Origin of the sequence: Pseudomonas guineae (assembly GCF_900113745.1) — a bacterium.
GTDB lineage: Bacteria > Pseudomonadota > Gammaproteobacteria > Pseudomonadales > Pseudomonadaceae > Aquipseudomonas > Aquipseudomonas guineae.
Genome location: NZ_FOQL01000001.1, coordinates 1,433,081 through 1,446,640 on the forward strand (window position 1 = coordinate 1,433,081; position 13,560 = coordinate 1,446,640).

A 13,560-nucleotide genomic window follows, 5' to 3' on the forward strand; every position below is an offset into this window, starting at 1 on the left:
CGTGGAAGCGCTGAAACAGAAGATTCGCGATGAAGGCACCGTGCTCTCGGAGCACGTACTCAAGGTCGATGCCTTTCTCAATCATCAGATTGATCCGGCGCTGATGCAGCAGATCGGTCATGAGTTCGCCCAGCGCTTCGCCGGCCAGGGCATCACTAAGATTGTCACCATTGAAGCCTCAGGTATTGCCCCGGCGGTAATGGCCGGCCTAGAACTGGGCGTGCCGGTGATTTTCGCCCGCAAGTACCAGTCACTCACGCTCACCGACAACCTGTACATCTCTAAGGTGTTTTCTTTTACCAAGCAAACCGAAAGCACCCTGGCCATCTCGTCCAAGCACCTGAACGCTGAAGATCACGTGCTACTGATCGACGATTTCCTCGCCAACGGCCATGCCGCACACGCCCTGATCGACCTGATTGGTCAGGCGGGTGCGAGCATCGCTGGCATTGGCGTGGTGATCGAAAAGTCCTTCCAACGCGGCCGCGCCGAGCTGGATGAACAGGGCTATCGGGTCGAATCGCTGGCGCGCATCGGCTCGCTGAAGGATGGTCTGGTCAGCTTTATCGACTAACAATGCTTGTCGTCAAAATAGTCGGCTTGACGGGACTAAACGACGACTTGCGGGGCCACTGCCATGGATGGCCGGCCACAAAAAAGCCGCCTAATAGGCGGCTTTTTTACAGCAGTGTCAGGCGTATTACAGACCCGACATCTTCTGAATTGCGCCACGCAGCTCGTCATCCGAACAATCAGCGCATGTACCCTTCGCCGGCATGGCGTTGATACCGGAAATAGCCTTGGCCAGGATGCCGTCGAGGCCGCCTTGTGCATCGGCACGTTCTTTCCATGCCGCAGTATCGCCAATTTTCGGTGCACCCAGAATACCTGGGGTGTGGCAGGCGCCACAGTGCTTGGCAATGATGTCGTCGGCCGTACGCGCAGCGCCGCCAGCGGCGACAGCGACAGCGCCCACACCTTTACACTCTTCACCCATCACACAGACTTGGCCTACCGGCTTCAAGCGTTCGGTAATAGCATCGTCGGTCATGGCCTGAGCAGTCACTGCCCACAGGGCCAATACGGTAGCCGGTGCTACCAGGATCTTTTTAATCAGGTTCACGGTACACCCTCTTCGTGGCTAGTCACGCTCGCGGCCACGGTTTCGCGAGCTGGGAGCAGTATAACGGCAAGCCGCTAGCGCTGAAACAGCCCAGATTGCCGCAGGGTTATTTAGAAGTTGGCCGGTGTAGTCGCACTGATCAACCGCGCAGGCTGCTCGAACGGATTACGAAAGCGATGCGGCTTGCTGCTCTCGAAGTAGTAGCTGTCACCCGGCTCAAGAATAAACACCTCACTGCCGACGGTCAGCTCTAACTTACCGGAGACCAGTATCCCAGCCTCTTCACCTTCGTGGGCATACATCTCGTCGCCCGTGTCTGAACCCACGGGGTAGGTTTCATCAAGGAAGGAAATCGCCCGGCTCGGGTGCGCCTTACCCACCAGTTTCATGGTGATAGCACCGCTGCAGATATCAGTGAGCTCGGCAGCCCGATAGACCACCTGGGTCTGGGCATCCTGCTCTGCATCGAGGGAGAAGAACTCCACCAGCGACATGGGGATACCCGCCAACACTTTTTTCAACGAACTGATCGAGGGGCTTACGCTGTTTTTCTCGATCATCGAAATAGTGCTGTTGGTGACGCCCGCCCGCTTGGCGAGTTCACGCTGGGAAAGGCCTTTGAGTTTACGAATGGATTGCAGTCGAACACCGACGTCCAATGCTGGAGCCCCCTCGGGAAGATACGGAAATGTGGCCGTATCATGGCATAGCGTTCGGAATTTACAACACTCGCGTTCAATCTCATCGACAGCACGCACGTTAAAGCCTATTTAAAGGCTCGCTAGCTAGAGTCATGCGAGGCAAAACAGCCGAGAAACGTAGCGTAGCGGAGTAACAGCCAACGGCTGGGCCGCAGGCTGAGCGTAGCGAGTCACACGGAATTTACGCGCTGTAAATGAGCAGTACTCGCTCCGCTCGCCCCTTCGGGACCGCACTGAAGTGCGTTAGCCGAACCGGTTTTTAACCGAGCAGGCCCGAAGCGCAGCAGTCTTTGGCAGACTCTCAGTCCCCGCGATAGAGCAGCGGTACCCGGCGCAGGTTGCAGAACAGCTGGTAAGGAATGCTGCCCGCCTGGGTCGCCACGTCACTGGCCAGCACTTGCTTGCCCCAGAGTTCGACCCGACTGCCCAGGCCAGCTTGCGGCAAGTCGGTGAGGTCGACGGTGAGCATGTCCATCGACACTCGGCCGATCAAACGCGTCAATTGACCGTCCACCGCCACCCGCGTACCAGTTGGTGCGTGGCGTGGGTAACCATCGGCATAGCCCATGGCGACCACCCCAACACGAGTCGCTCGCTCACTGACAAACCGTGCGCCATAGCCCACCGGCTCGCCGGCCGGCAGTTCGCGCACACTAATAATTTTCGATTCGAGGGTCATCACCGGCTGCAGTCGTGCCGCCGCAGCCTGCGCCTGCTCGAACGGTGTGGCACCATAGAGCATGATGCCGGGGCGTACCCAGTCACTCGGCACGCTCGGCCAACCCAACACGGCCGGCGAGTTACGCAAACTGAGCTCGGCGACAATCCCTTCGCGAGCCTGCTGGAAGACCGCCAATTGCTCGTCACTGCGCGGGCAATCCAACTCATCGGCGCGGGCGAAGTGACTCATCAAGACGATTTTCGCCACCTTGCCGCTGGCCAGCAGCCGCTTATACGCCACCTGATACTCAGCCGGGTGCAGCCCCACCCGGTGCATGCCGCTGTCCATTTTTAGCCAGACCGTCAGCGGCTTGCTGAGCGTGCTGCGCTCAATCGCTTCGAGCTGCCACTGCGAATGCACCACGCACCACAGTCCGTGCTGCTCGATCAGCGGTAGCTCGTCTGCCTCGAAAAAGCCTTCCAGCAACAAAATCGGCCCACTGATACCGGCTTCGCGCAGTTGCAACGCCTCTTCGATGCAGGCCACGGCAAAGCCATCGGCCTCACCCTGCAGCGCCTGCGCACAGCGCACCGCACCATGGCCATAGGCATCCGCCTTGATCACCGCCAGAGCCCGCGCGTCGCTAAGCTCGCGAGCCAGTAGGTAGTTGTGACGCAGAGCTTGCAGGTCGATCAGGGCACGAGCAGGACGCATGATGTTCTCGGCTATCAGCAGGTTTCAGGCTTTAAAATGACCAGGCGCCATTTTAACGTTATGCAGCAGTAACCCGAAGGCTCACCGCTAGGGGGGACAGGCTATAAAAAGCCCGGCAGTGCCGGGCAACAGCTTATTACGATCGTCGCAGGTGCCGACTTAGAGCTGTGCAAGGCAAAAAAAGGCGAAAACACGGGGTGTACGTTTGTACATGAGCACTCCGAATGCGCTGACTCGCGGCTATTTTTAACGCAACAAGACCGGCCCGCAGCAAGTCATACGCAGGCTCTATAGCGCCGCCACCACGGTAATCTCCACCAACACCTCAGGCTTGTACATATTCGCCTCAACACACGCCCGCGCAGGCGCCGCGCCTGGGACGACCCAGGCATCCCAGACCTGGTTGAATCCGGCATAGTCGCGCGCCATGTCCTTCAAGAAGATGGTCACGGAGAGAATTTTTGACTTGTCGCTGCCGGCCTCGGCCAGCATACGGTCGGTACTCGCCAGGGTTTCGCGGGTTTGCGCCACGATGTCGCCGCTATAGTCATCGGCCAATTGCCCGGCCAAATAGACCGTGCCGTTATGGATAACGACTTCGCTGTGACGGGTTTCAGTGAGCAGGCGCTGTACTGACATGCTTGTGCGTCTCCTGGGAACGGCTGTAACGGGAAATATCCAGACCATCGGCACTGATTTGCGGGCGCTTTTTCGCCATCAGATCGGCAAGCAGGCGGCCGGAACCGCAAGCCATGGTCCAACCCAATGTGCCGTGGCCGGTATTGAGGAACAGATTACTCAAACGGGTGGCACCGACGATCGGCGTTCCATCCGGGGTCGCCGGACGCAGGCCGGTCCAAAACTCAGCCTGGGTCAGATCGCCGCCTTGTGGATAGAGATCAGCCGTGATCATTTCCAGGGTTTCACGACGCCGCGGGTTCAGGCTCAGGTCAAAGCCGGCGATCTCCGCCATGCCTCCAACGCGGATACGGCCATCGAAACGGGTGATGGCGACCTTGTAGGTTTCATCGAGGATGGTCGAAGTCGGGGCCATCTCCGCGTTGGTGATTGGTACGGTCAAGGAATAACCCTTAAGCGGGTAAACCGGCGCTTTGATCCCCAGCGGCTTGAGCAGTTGCGGACTGAAGCTGCCGAGGGCCAGCACGTAGCGGTCGGCGGTTTCCAGCTTGCCGTCGATCCACACGCCATTGAGGCGGTCTCCGGTGGCATCCAGGCGCTGGATGTTCTGGCCGAAGCGGAACTCAACGCCCAACGCCAAAGCCATCTCGGCCAGCTTGCTGGTGAACATCTGGCAGTCGCCGGTCTGGTCGTTGGGCAAACGCAGTGCCCCGGCCAGCTTGTGGGTCACCGCCGCCAGGGCCGGTTCAACACGGGCGATACCGGCGCGGTCGAGCAGTTCGAAAGGCACGCCAGACTGCTTGAGCACAGCAATGTCTTTTGCAGCGTTATCCAGCTGCGCCTGGGTGCGGAAAAGCTGGGTCGTACCTAGCGCGCGGCCTTCATAGGCGATGCCGGTTTCCGCACGCAGTTCATCGAGGCAGTCACGGCTGTACTCAGACAACCGCACCATCCGCTCCTTGTTCACCGCGTAGCGGGCGGCGGTGCAATTGCGCAGCATCTGCGCCATCCACAGGTATTGATCGATATCGGCGGTGGCCTTGATCGCCAGCGGCGCATGCTTCTGCAGCAACCACTTGATGGCTTTCAATGGCACACCCGGCGCAGCCCAGGGCGAGGCATAACCCGGCGAAACCTGGCCAGCATTGGCAAAGCTGGTTTCCATGCCAGGGGCGCTCTGCCGATCGACCACCACCACGTCGAAACCCTGACGGGCCAGGTAATACGCACTGGTTGTGCCGATCACACCGCTACCAAGAACCATAACCCGCATGCCGCTCTCCTTGTCGCGACTGACCACGACAGATAATTCTTAAGATCAAGTTGAGCGAAGTATAGAAAGAGACAGCCAGTGCATTTCACTATATAAATAGCTATATTTGGCGACAATTGTTGGCATTATCGCCTTCTACAGAGGGGTATCCACCGTGCGCACCCAGCATCAGAGCCGTCGTGAACTGGACAAAATCGACCGCAATATCCTGCGCATCCTGCAGGAGGACGGGCGTATCAGCTTTACCGAACTGGGCGAGCGAGTCGGCCTATCAACCACGCCGTGTACCGAGCGCGTGCGCCGCCTGGAGCGCGAAGGCATCATCATGGGCTACCACGCACGGCTTAACCCGCAGCAGCTCAAGGCCAGCCTGCTGGTGTTTGTCGAGATCAGCCTGGATTACAAGTCCGGCGACACTTTTGAGGAGTTCCGCCGCGCCGTACTCAAGCTGCCGCACGTGCTGGAGTGCCACCTAGTGTCAGGCGATTTTGACTACTTGGTGAAAGCGCGCATCAACGAGATGGCCAGCTACCGCAAGCTACTCGGCGACATCCTGCTCAAGCTGCCGCACGTGCGCGAGTCGAAGAGCTATATCGTCATGGAGGAAGTGAAGGAGAGCCTCAGCCTGCCGATTGCCGAGTAGCTCAAACCAACACTTGGCGCGTGCTGGCAATCAAATTATGCACCTGCTTTTCCACTGCCGACTCGGTCATTTGCTCCGGACCACGACCCTGCGGGCATGGCAGGCTTGGCGTGGTGCCGAACAAACGGCAGATCAGCGGGCGCTGGTCATACACCGTGCAGCCCTGCGGGCCGAGGTGCACACAATTGAATTCGGCTAATGCAGCATCGTGCTTGGCAGCGCTTTTCACCGGCAGGCGCGACATTTCTTCCGACGACGCCGTCACCGGGCCACAACAGTCGTGACAGCCGGGCACACAAGCGAAACTGGGAATCTGCAAACGCAGCTGGTCGATCTTACGGCGGGTGCAACTCATGGGCAGGGTCCTGAAAAAGTGGCCGGCATAGTAACCGCGCGGCGTGCAACTTCGGGGGATGCAGCCAGATTAATCGACGAAAAACCGGTTAATTGCCGATTGCCTCTTGGCGTTTGGTAAAACTCACGCTTATGCTTCGTAAAATTTTCCAAACATAATAATCAGGATTCCACACATGAACGCCCGCGTTCACCAGCCGACTCACAGCAGTCCGCACGCCAACTCTTATTACGCCGCCAGCGCTAATCGCCAATTGGCTTACCCCCCACTGAGCGGCGAATTACGTGTCGACGTGTGCATTGTCGGCGGCGGCTTTTCGGGCCTAAACACGGCAATCGAACTGGCGCAGAAAGGCCTGTCGGTGGTGTTGCTGGAAGCCCACAAAATCGGCTGGGGCGCCAGCGGGCGCAATGGTGGGCAACTGATTCGCGGTGTCGGCCACGACGTCGAACAGTTCGAATCGGTGATCGGCGCGCAAGGCGTGCGTGACCTGAAGTTGATGGGCCTGGAGGCAGTGGAAATCGTCCGCCAGCGCGTCGAACAGTTCGACATCGACTGCGACCTGACCTGGGGTTACTGCGATCTGGCCAACAAGCCTAGCCACCTCGACGACTTCGCCGAGGACATGGCCGACCTTAAGCAACTGGGCTATCGCCACGAAATGCGCCTGCTGCAGCCTGAGCAGATGCATGAAGTGGTTGGCTCCAACCGCTATGTCGGTGGCATGATCGACATGGGCTCCGGCCACCTGCACCCGCTCAACCTGGCGCTCGGTGAAGCCGCTGCGGCACACAGCCTGGGCGTGCAGTTGTTTGAAGATTCAACGGTGATACGTATCGACTACGGCAACGAGGTCAAGGTGTACACCGCTCAAGGCGTGGTGCGTGCGGCCAACTTGGTGCTGGGTTGCAACGCCTATTTGAATGATCTGAACAGCAGCCTAGGCGGCAAGGTGCTGCCTGCTGGCAGCTACGTGATCGCCACTGAACCGCTGTCCGAAGCCGAAGCGCGGGCGATCATCCCGCAGAATATGGCGCTGTGTGATCAGCGCGTGGCGCTCGACTACTACCGCCTGTCCGCCGACAACCGCCTGCTGTTTGGCGGTGCCTGTCACTATTCTGGTCGCGATCCAGCGGACATCGCCGGCTATATGCGGCCAAAAATGCTGGAAGTCTTCCCACACCTGAACGATGCGCGCATCGACTATCAATGGGGCGGCATGATCGGCATCGGCGCCAACCGCCTGCCGCAGATCGGTCGACTCAAGGATCAGCCGAACGTGTATTACGCCCAGGCCTACTCGGGGCACGGGGTCAACGCCACGCACTTGGCCGGCAAACTGCTCGGCGAGGCCATCGCCGGCCACGCCAGTACTGGCTTCGACCTGTTCGCCAAGGTGCCACACATGACCTTCCCTGGCGGCAAACACCTGCGCTCACCTCTACTAGCCCTAGGCATGCTCTGGCATCGCCTAAAAGAAATGGTCTGACTAGAGCCTGCATGACGAAACCGATCGCCATGCAGCGCACCTGCCGATTGCTCAGCGCGACAGCGCCACCTCATCAAACGCGCCTCGACGAAATGCCAGCCAGACAAACCCGGCCGCGCCCATCGCCATCAGCATCGGCAGGGCATGGCCGCTGATCCACTGGCTCGCTGCCCCAGTCGACAGGGGCCCAAGCAGGCAGCCTGCGCCCCAAAGCAGAGCGATATGCGAGTTGGCGCGCACTAAGGCATCGTCGCGGTAACGCTGGCCGACCAGAATCAGCGACAGGGTGTACAGCCCGCCAGCACTGGCACCGAATAACAGCAGCACCGCCCAGATCAGCGGCGTATGCAGCAGCAATGGAATACTCAAGCTAGAAAACAGCAACACCACGCCACAGCTGCGGAACAGCATCTGCCGGGGCACGCGGTCGGCCATCCAGCCAAGCGGCAGTTGCAGCGCGGCATCACCCACCACCACCGCACTGACCATGATCAGTGCCAGTTGCTGGGCAAAGCCCTCTCGCACCAAGTACACCGGCAAAAGGGTCAGCACCATGGCTTCGAAGGCGGCAAATAGCACCACCGCCCAGGCAATCGCCGGCGATGTTCGGCAGAAGGCCAATATCCCGCGCCCGGAGGCACTCTGCGCATCGACCTTGGGCGCCCCATCGCGACCTAGCAGGAGCAGGCTACCGAAGATCAACAAGCCCGCCGAAAACCAGAACCCCCGGTCATTGTCGGTGCCCAGCAAGGTCAGCAGCAGCGGCCCACACAGCTGACTGAGCGCAAAACCGGTGCCGTACAACGCGACTAAACGGCCACGCAAACGGTCCTCGACCAGCTGATTGATCCAGCTTTCGCCGAGCACAAACACCACGGTTAGGGAGATGCCGATCAACAACCGCAACAGCAACCACAGCGGATAGCTCGGCATGACGCTGAGTAACGCCACCGATGCCGCACTGGCGAGCAGGCAAAGCCGCAGGGTCTGCGGCGTACCAAACCAGCCAGCCAGATGCCCGGTCAGCCGCGCACCAAGCAACACCCCCACCGCCGGCATACCCGCCATCACGCCAATGGCAAAAGGACCATAACCCCACGACTCAAGGCGGAATGACACCAACGGCAGCGTCACCCCCAACGACAGCCCGACCACCACCACCGCCGCACTGACGGCGAAATAGGTTGCCCACTTCACTCACGCAACTCCCATCCCATGGAGCCAATCACTCAGGCTCTGCGACCGCAGAAAAGACTACGGCCGACTTCCTGATCAGGAAGTCGGCCGCGACTTCAGCTTATATGAGCCGGCCCTGCACGGGCCGAACTTCAACAGTACGCGTTACAGCTTGATCCAGGTCGCCTTGATTTCGGTGTACTTGTCGAAGGCGTGTAGCGACTTGTCGCGGCCATTACCCGACTGCTTATAACCGCCGAACGGGGCGGTCATGTCACCACCGTCGTATTGGTTGACCCACATGCTGCCGACGCGCAGCGCCTTGGCGGCTAGGTGTGCCTTGGACAGGTTGCTGGTCCAGATGGCGGCTGCCAGGCCATAGATACTGTCGTTGGCGATCTGGATGGCTTCCTCGGTGCTGTCGAAGGCGATCACAGTCAGTACCGGGCCAAAAATCTCTTCCTGGGCGATGCGCATGGCGTTGTGCGCATCATCGAAGATGGTCGGCTCAACATACATGCCGCCGGTTTCTTCTAGGGTGCGTTTGCCGCCGCAAAGTAGCTTGGCCTGATCTTTATGGCCGGCATCGATATAACCCAGCACCGCATTCAGATGGCCGGCATCGACCAGGGCGCCGACTTTGGTGTCTGGGTCCAGTGCATGGCCGGCTTTCCAGCCCTGCATGGCCTCCACGACCATGGGCATAAACTGATCCTTGATCGAGCGCTCCACCAGCAGGCGCGAACCCGCGGTGCACATTTCGCCCTGGTTAAAGCAGATTGCCGCAGCTGCAGCCTCGGCTGCTGCTTTCAGATCTGGCGCATCGGCGAAGACGATGTTGGCGCTCTTGCCGCCCGCCTCCAGCCACACGCGCTTCATGTTGGATTCGCCGGCGTAGATCATCAGTTGCTTGGCGATCTTGGTCGAACCGGTGAACACCAAGGTGTCGACATCCATATGCAGCGCCAGCGCTTTGCCAACAGTGTGACCGTAACCCGGTAGTACGTTGAGCACGCCAGCCGGGATGCCGGCTTCAAGGGCCAACTGGGCCAGACGCAGCGCGGTCAGCGGCGACTTTTCGGACGGCTTGACGATTACCGAGTTGCCCGTGGATAGCGCAGGACCGAGCTTCCAGCAGGTCATGATCATCGGGAAGTTCCACGGCACGATGGCCGCGACGACCCCCACCGGCTCACGGGTCACCAGGCCCAGTTCGTCATGCGGTGTGGCCGCGACTTCGTCGTAGATTTTGTCGACCGCTTCACCGCTCCAGCGAATCGCGCGCGAGGCACCCGGCACATCAACGCCCAGGGAATCGCTGATCGGCTTACCCATATCGAGGGTTTCCAGCAGCGCCAGCTCTTCGGCGTGGGCATCCATCAAGTCGGCGAACCGAATCATGACGCGCTTGCGCTGCGCCGGCGCCATGCGCGACCAAACACCTGACTCGAAGGTGGCCCGGGCATCTGCCACGGCCAGCTCAGCGTCGGCCAGATCACAGCTGGCCACCTGGCCGAGCACACGGCCATCGACCGGGCTGATGCACTCAAAGGTGTCACCCGAAACCGCCGTACGGTACTCGCCATGAACAAAGGCGCGGCCTTCGATCTTCAGGTTTTTGGCGCGCTGTTCCCAATCGGCACGAGTCAGGCTAATCATTCGAACATCCTCTATCGCAAGTAAAGCGCCGCAGTTTGGCCGCACACGCTATCAATTGTTTTGCATGGGTTAACCAACCCAATAGTGCCGGCAACACTAAACCAGCGGCCTGCGTAGTTCCAATATTTTTTACAAATGGAGGCTAAGTCGCCTTGTTATGTGCGCTTTATTAAACATAGACTGCCGAAATTGCCATTCATCTGACCGGACCTTCTTATGAACATTGAGCAGATCGTCGACTTCGCCTACGCCACCACCACGCCAGAGCATTACCGCCCAGCCGCGGAAAAAGTCCTCAAGGGTGATCCTGAGCAGAGTGTGCGCAACCACTACGGCAGCCCATGCGGCCAGTTCAACGCGGGAACCTGGGAAGGCGCTATCGGTCACTGGACCGTCAACTACACCGAGCACGAGTACTGCGAAATTCTGCAAGGTGTCTCGGTGCTGCGTGACCAAGACGGCAACGCCAAGACCCTGCGCGCCGGCGACCGCTTCGTGATCCCCGCCGGCTTCTCCGGCACCTGGGAAGTACTAGAAGCTTGCCGCAAGGTCTATGTGATGTTCGAACAGACCCGTAACTAAGCACTATCGACGCAACACCCTTCGCCCGCCTCGCGCGGGCTTTTTATGGCCGGCCCTCCATGGCGGCCATCCTTTAAGAGTCGTCGCTAGGCAACATTGAAACTGCTCCAGGCAGTTTTTAAACACCCTTGGGCTTGCTCGGTTAAATCCCAGGCAAGAAAAAGCCCGCCAGAAGGCGGGCTTTTTCGGCAAGGTGCAAGATCAATTACTTGATCTTGCCTTCCTTGTAGATCACGTGCTTACGCACAACCGGATCGAATTTTTTAATTTCGATTTTGTCCGGAGTGGTGCGCTTGTTTTTGTCGGTAGTGTAGAAATGACCAGTACCGGCACTTGAGATCAAACGGATCAATTCACGCATGACTTTCCCCTTAAACCTTTTCGCCGCGAGCACGCAGCTCGGACAGAACGACGTCAATACCACGCTTGTCGATGCAACGCATGCCTTTAGCAGAAACGCGCAGACGCACGAAACGGTTCTCAGACTCGACCCAGAAGCGGTGATGCTGCAGGTTCGGCAGGAAACGACGACGGGTTTTGTTGTTTGCGTGGGAAATATTATTCCCAGTTACCGGACCCTTACCGGTAACTTGACAGACTCTCGACATGCCTCAGCCCTCTAAAACCACATGCCCAACCCGGCATGGGTTGGCCGCTAATATTCAATCTTGGCGCGCAGCGCCGCGTATCTCGAGGGTCTTACCGGACGTACCTGAAAGCGCAAGAACCGGGCCCCTACAAAAGAGCGCTGCTTTATACCAGAAAGCCCAAAGCGCAACAAGAATAAACGTACTTTACCTACCTAAGCCCCTCTACCGTTTCCCACCTCAAAGCCAGCTATTGGTGGAGATAACGTAGATCGACCGCTCGTCGCCAAGATTGATTGCCCTGCTGCCGAGTAATGGCCTAGGGTAAAGCTTTCGCTAACGCGCCATCTTACTCTGGAGTTTGTTATGCGCCTCGCCCTCCTTCCGCTGCTACTTGCACCGCTATTGGCGCCTGCACTGGCCCAGGCCAGCACACTCAGCGTCTGCACCGAAGCCAGCCCGGACGGTTTCGACGTGGTGCAGTACAACTCCCTGACCACCACCAACGCTTCGGCTGACGTGCTGATGAATCGCCTGGTGGATTTCGATGCCGCCAGCGGCACCTTACAGCCAAGCCTGGCACAAACCTGGGACGTCAGCCCGGACGGCCTGAGCTATAGCTTTACCCTTAGGCCCGATGTGAGCTTCCACAGCACTGACTACTTCACCCCCAGCCGCACGCTGAATGCGGATGACGTGCTGTTCAGCTTCCAGCGCATGCTCGACCCGGCCCACCCTTGGCACAACGTGGCCGCGAGTGGCTATCCGCATGCCCAGTCGATGCAACTACCAAGCCTGATCAAGAGCCTCGATAAAACCGGCGAGCACAGCCTGCGCTTCACCCTCAACTACCCCGACGCGACCTTCCTCGCAACACTCAGCATGGGCTTCGCATCGATTTACTCCGCCGAGTACGCCGCCCAGCTATTGGCCGCTGGCACACCCGAGGCACTCAACAGCCAGCCGATTGGCAGCGGCCCCTTTGTCTTCAAACGCTTTCAGAAAGACGCAAGCGTGCGCTACAGCGCCAATCCGAACTACTTCGCCGGCAAACCTGCGGTGGACAACCTGATCTTTGCCATCACCCCAGACGCTAATGTTCGCCTGCAAAAGCTGCGCCGCGGCGAGTGTCATATTGCGCTATCACCAAAACCTCAGGATGTAATGGCCATTGCCGGCGATAACAGCTTGCAGAGCGTGCACACCGCAGCTTTTATGACGGCCTTTGTCGGCATCAACAGCCAGCATCCGCCACTCGACCAACCGGCTGTGCGCCAGGCCATCAACCTAGCCTTTGATAAAATTAGCTACTTGAAAGCGGTGTTTGAAAACAGCGCCGAGGCTGCTAATGGGCCCTATCCACCCAACACATGGAGCTACGCCGGCGAACTGCCCGGTTACGCTTATGATCCGCAAAAGGCCCTCGAACTGCTCAAGACGGCTGGTCTGGCTGACGGGTTTAGCACCACCATCTGGACACGCCCAAGCGGCAGCCTGCTCAACCCTAACCCAAACCTGGGCGCGCAACTGCTGCAGGCCGATCTGGACAAAATCGGCATCAAAGCCGAGATTCGCGTAATCGAGTGGGGCGAGTTGATTCGCCGCGCCAAAGCCGGTGAGCATGACCTGCTGTTTATGGGTTGGGCCGGCGACAACGGCGACCCCGACAACTTCCTCACCCCACAGTTTTCCTGCGCCTCGGTCGAGTCCGGGCTGAACTTCGCGCGTTACTGCGACCCGCAACTGGACCAGCTGATCGCTGACGGCAAACGCACCAGCGATCAGGCGCAACGCAGCCAGCTGTATAAGCAAGCGCAGCAGATCATCCAGCAGCAAGCGCTTTGGCTGCCACTGGCTCATCCGACCGCCTACGCGCTGACGCGCAAGCAAGTCCAGGGTTATCAGGTCAGTCCGTTCGGCCGGCAAGACTTTGCCAAGGTACGCCTAGCGCCTTGAAC

At 59.1% G+C, this 13,560-nt stretch carries 15 protein-coding genes; 5 read left to right on the forward strand and 10 right to left on the reverse strand.

Translation table 11 applies throughout. The features are described from left to right. The first annotated feature begins 1 nt into the window (after nucleotide 1). Nucleotides 2-574, forward strand: coding sequence for a xanthine phosphoribosyltransferase (locus tag BMZ32_RS06475; RefSeq protein ID WP_090240664.1), 573 nt, complete (start codon nucleotides 2-4; stop codon nucleotides 572-574). Between the two features lie 126 nt (nucleotides 575-700). Here the strand turns inward: BMZ32_RS06475 and BMZ32_RS06480 are convergent, their stop codons facing one another. From BMZ32_RS06480 to dadA, 5 genes are all read right to left on the reverse strand, one after another. Beyond that, nucleotides 701-1,123 carry a c-type cytochrome gene (locus BMZ32_RS06480; protein WP_090240665.1) on the reverse strand — a complete coding sequence of 141 codons (423 nt, stop codon included), beginning with the start codon at nucleotides 1,121-1,123 and terminating at the stop codon, nucleotides 701-703. Nucleotides 1,124-1,233: 110 nt separating this feature from the next. Beyond that, complete coding sequence (locus BMZ32_RS06485) at nucleotides 1,234-1,782, reverse strand: cupin domain-containing protein (protein ID WP_090240667.1); 549 nt, start codon at nucleotides 1,780-1,782, stop codon at nucleotides 1,234-1,236. A gap of 343 nt (nucleotides 1,783-2,125) precedes the next feature. Then, nucleotides 2,126-3,199, reverse strand: a complete 1,074-nt coding sequence (gene alr / locus BMZ32_RS06490; protein ID WP_090240668.1) for an alanine racemase — start codon at nucleotides 3,197-3,199, stop codon at nucleotides 2,126-2,128. Nucleotides 3,200-3,487: 288 nt separating this feature from the next. Then, a complete protein-coding gene (locus tag BMZ32_RS06495; RefSeq protein WP_090240671.1) occupies nucleotides 3,488-3,838 on the reverse strand; it encodes a RidA family protein in 351 nt (116 codons plus the stop codon). After that, complete coding sequence (gene dadA, locus BMZ32_RS06500) at nucleotides 3,813-5,111, reverse strand: D-amino acid dehydrogenase (RefSeq protein ID WP_090240672.1); 1,299 nt, start codon at nucleotides 5,109-5,111, stop codon at nucleotides 3,813-3,815. The genes BMZ32_RS06495 and dadA overlap by 26 nt, the downstream gene beginning before the upstream one ends. A 154-nt stretch (nucleotides 5,112-5,265) precedes the next feature. On the opposite strand from dadA, the gene BMZ32_RS06505 reads away from it, so the two are divergent. Next, nucleotides 5,266-5,754: a winged helix-turn-helix transcriptional regulator gene (locus tag BMZ32_RS06505; RefSeq protein WP_090240673.1), complete on the forward strand. Its 489-nt coding sequence runs from the start codon at nucleotides 5,266-5,268 to the stop codon at nucleotides 5,752-5,754. Nucleotide 5,755: 1 nt separating this feature from the next. Here the strand turns inward: BMZ32_RS06505 and BMZ32_RS06510 are convergent, their stop codons facing one another. After that, nucleotides 5,756-6,109, reverse strand: coding sequence for a YkgJ family cysteine cluster protein (locus BMZ32_RS06510; protein WP_090240674.1), 354 nt, complete (start codon nucleotides 6,107-6,109; stop codon nucleotides 5,756-5,758). 175 nt (nucleotides 6,110-6,284) lie between these two features. Between BMZ32_RS06510 and BMZ32_RS06515 the strand changes: the two genes are divergently transcribed. After that, nucleotides 6,285-7,598, forward strand: a complete 1,314-nt coding sequence (locus BMZ32_RS06515; RefSeq protein ID WP_090240675.1) for an NAD(P)/FAD-dependent oxidoreductase — start codon at nucleotides 6,285-6,287, stop codon at nucleotides 7,596-7,598. Between the two features lie 51 nt (nucleotides 7,599-7,649). On the opposite strand, the gene BMZ32_RS06520 is transcribed toward BMZ32_RS06515, so the two are convergent. Both BMZ32_RS06520 and BMZ32_RS06525 read right to left on the reverse strand, forming a co-directional pair. Beyond that, complete coding sequence (locus tag BMZ32_RS06520) at nucleotides 7,650-8,795, reverse strand: MFS transporter (RefSeq protein WP_090240677.1); 1,146 nt, start codon at nucleotides 8,793-8,795, stop codon at nucleotides 7,650-7,652. A gap of 144 nt (nucleotides 8,796-8,939) precedes the next feature. Beyond that, nucleotides 8,940-10,433, reverse strand: a complete 1,494-nt coding sequence (locus BMZ32_RS06525; RefSeq protein ID WP_090240679.1) for an aldehyde dehydrogenase — start codon at nucleotides 10,431-10,433, stop codon at nucleotides 8,940-8,942. 216 nt (nucleotides 10,434-10,649) lie between these two features. Between BMZ32_RS06525 and BMZ32_RS06530 the strand changes: the two genes are divergently transcribed. Continuing rightward, entirely contained in the window at nucleotides 10,650-11,015 is a 366-nt protein-coding gene (locus BMZ32_RS06530) for a cupin domain-containing protein (RefSeq protein ID WP_090240681.1), read from the forward strand. Between the two features lie 205 nt (nucleotides 11,016-11,220). Here BMZ32_RS06530 and rpmG read toward each other — a convergent pair whose 3' ends face one another. Beyond that, nucleotides 11,221-11,376 (reverse strand): 50S ribosomal protein L33, encoded by a 156-nt coding sequence (rpmG, locus tag BMZ32_RS06535; RefSeq protein WP_007894709.1) that lies wholly within the window; start codon nucleotides 11,374-11,376, stop codon nucleotides 11,221-11,223. A 10-nt stretch (nucleotides 11,377-11,386) separates the two neighbouring features. After that, the gene (rpmB, locus tag BMZ32_RS06540) at nucleotides 11,387-11,623 is read right to left on the reverse strand and encodes a 50S ribosomal protein L28 (protein WP_090240685.1); all 237 of its coding nucleotides are present in this window, start codon (nucleotides 11,621-11,623) and stop codon (nucleotides 11,387-11,389) included. 345 nt (nucleotides 11,624-11,968) lie between these two features. Between rpmB and BMZ32_RS06545 the strand changes: the two genes are divergently transcribed. Next, entirely contained in the window at nucleotides 11,969-13,558 is a 1,590-nt protein-coding gene (locus BMZ32_RS06545) for an ABC transporter substrate-binding protein (protein ID WP_090240687.1), read from the forward strand. Nucleotides 13,559-13,560: the final 2 nt, after the last annotated feature.

Bases quoted from the DNA above. Each gene is read 5' to 3' on its own strand.
- alr (WP_090240668.1), bottom strand. From the start codon at position 3,199: ATGCGTCCTGCTCGTGCCCTGATCGACCTGCAAGCTCTGCGTCACAAC.
- BMZ32_RS06495 (WP_090240671.1), bottom strand. From the start codon at position 3,838: ATGTCAGTACAGCGCCTGCTCACTGAAACCCGTCACAGCGAAGTCGTT.
- dadA (WP_090240672.1), bottom strand. From the start codon at position 5,111: ATGCGGGTTATGGTTCTTGGTAGCGGTGTGATCGGCACAACCAGTGCG.
- BMZ32_RS06510 (WP_090240674.1), bottom strand. From the start codon at position 6,109: ATGAGTTGCACCCGCCGTAAGATCGACCAGCTGCGTTTGCAGATTCCC.
- BMZ32_RS06515 (WP_090240675.1), top strand. From the start codon at position 6,285: ATGAACGCCCGCGTTCACCAGCCGACTCACAGCAGTCCGCACGCCAAC.
- BMZ32_RS06525 (WP_090240679.1), bottom strand. From the start codon at position 10,433: ATGATTAGCCTGACTCGTGCCGATTGGGAACAGCGCGCCAAAAACCTG.
- BMZ32_RS06530 (WP_090240681.1), top strand. From the start codon at position 10,650: ATGAACATTGAGCAGATCGTCGACTTCGCCTACGCCACCACCACGCCA.
- rpmG (WP_007894709.1), bottom strand. From the start codon at position 11,376: ATGCGTGAATTGATCCGTTTGATCTCAAGTGCCGGTACTGGTCATTTC.
- rpmB (WP_090240685.1), bottom strand. From the start codon at position 11,623: ATGTCGAGAGTCTGTCAAGTTACCGGTAAGGGTCCGGTAACTGGGAAT.
- BMZ32_RS06545 (WP_090240687.1), top strand. From the start codon at position 11,969: ATGCGCCTCGCCCTCCTTCCGCTGCTACTTGCACCGCTATTGGCGCCT.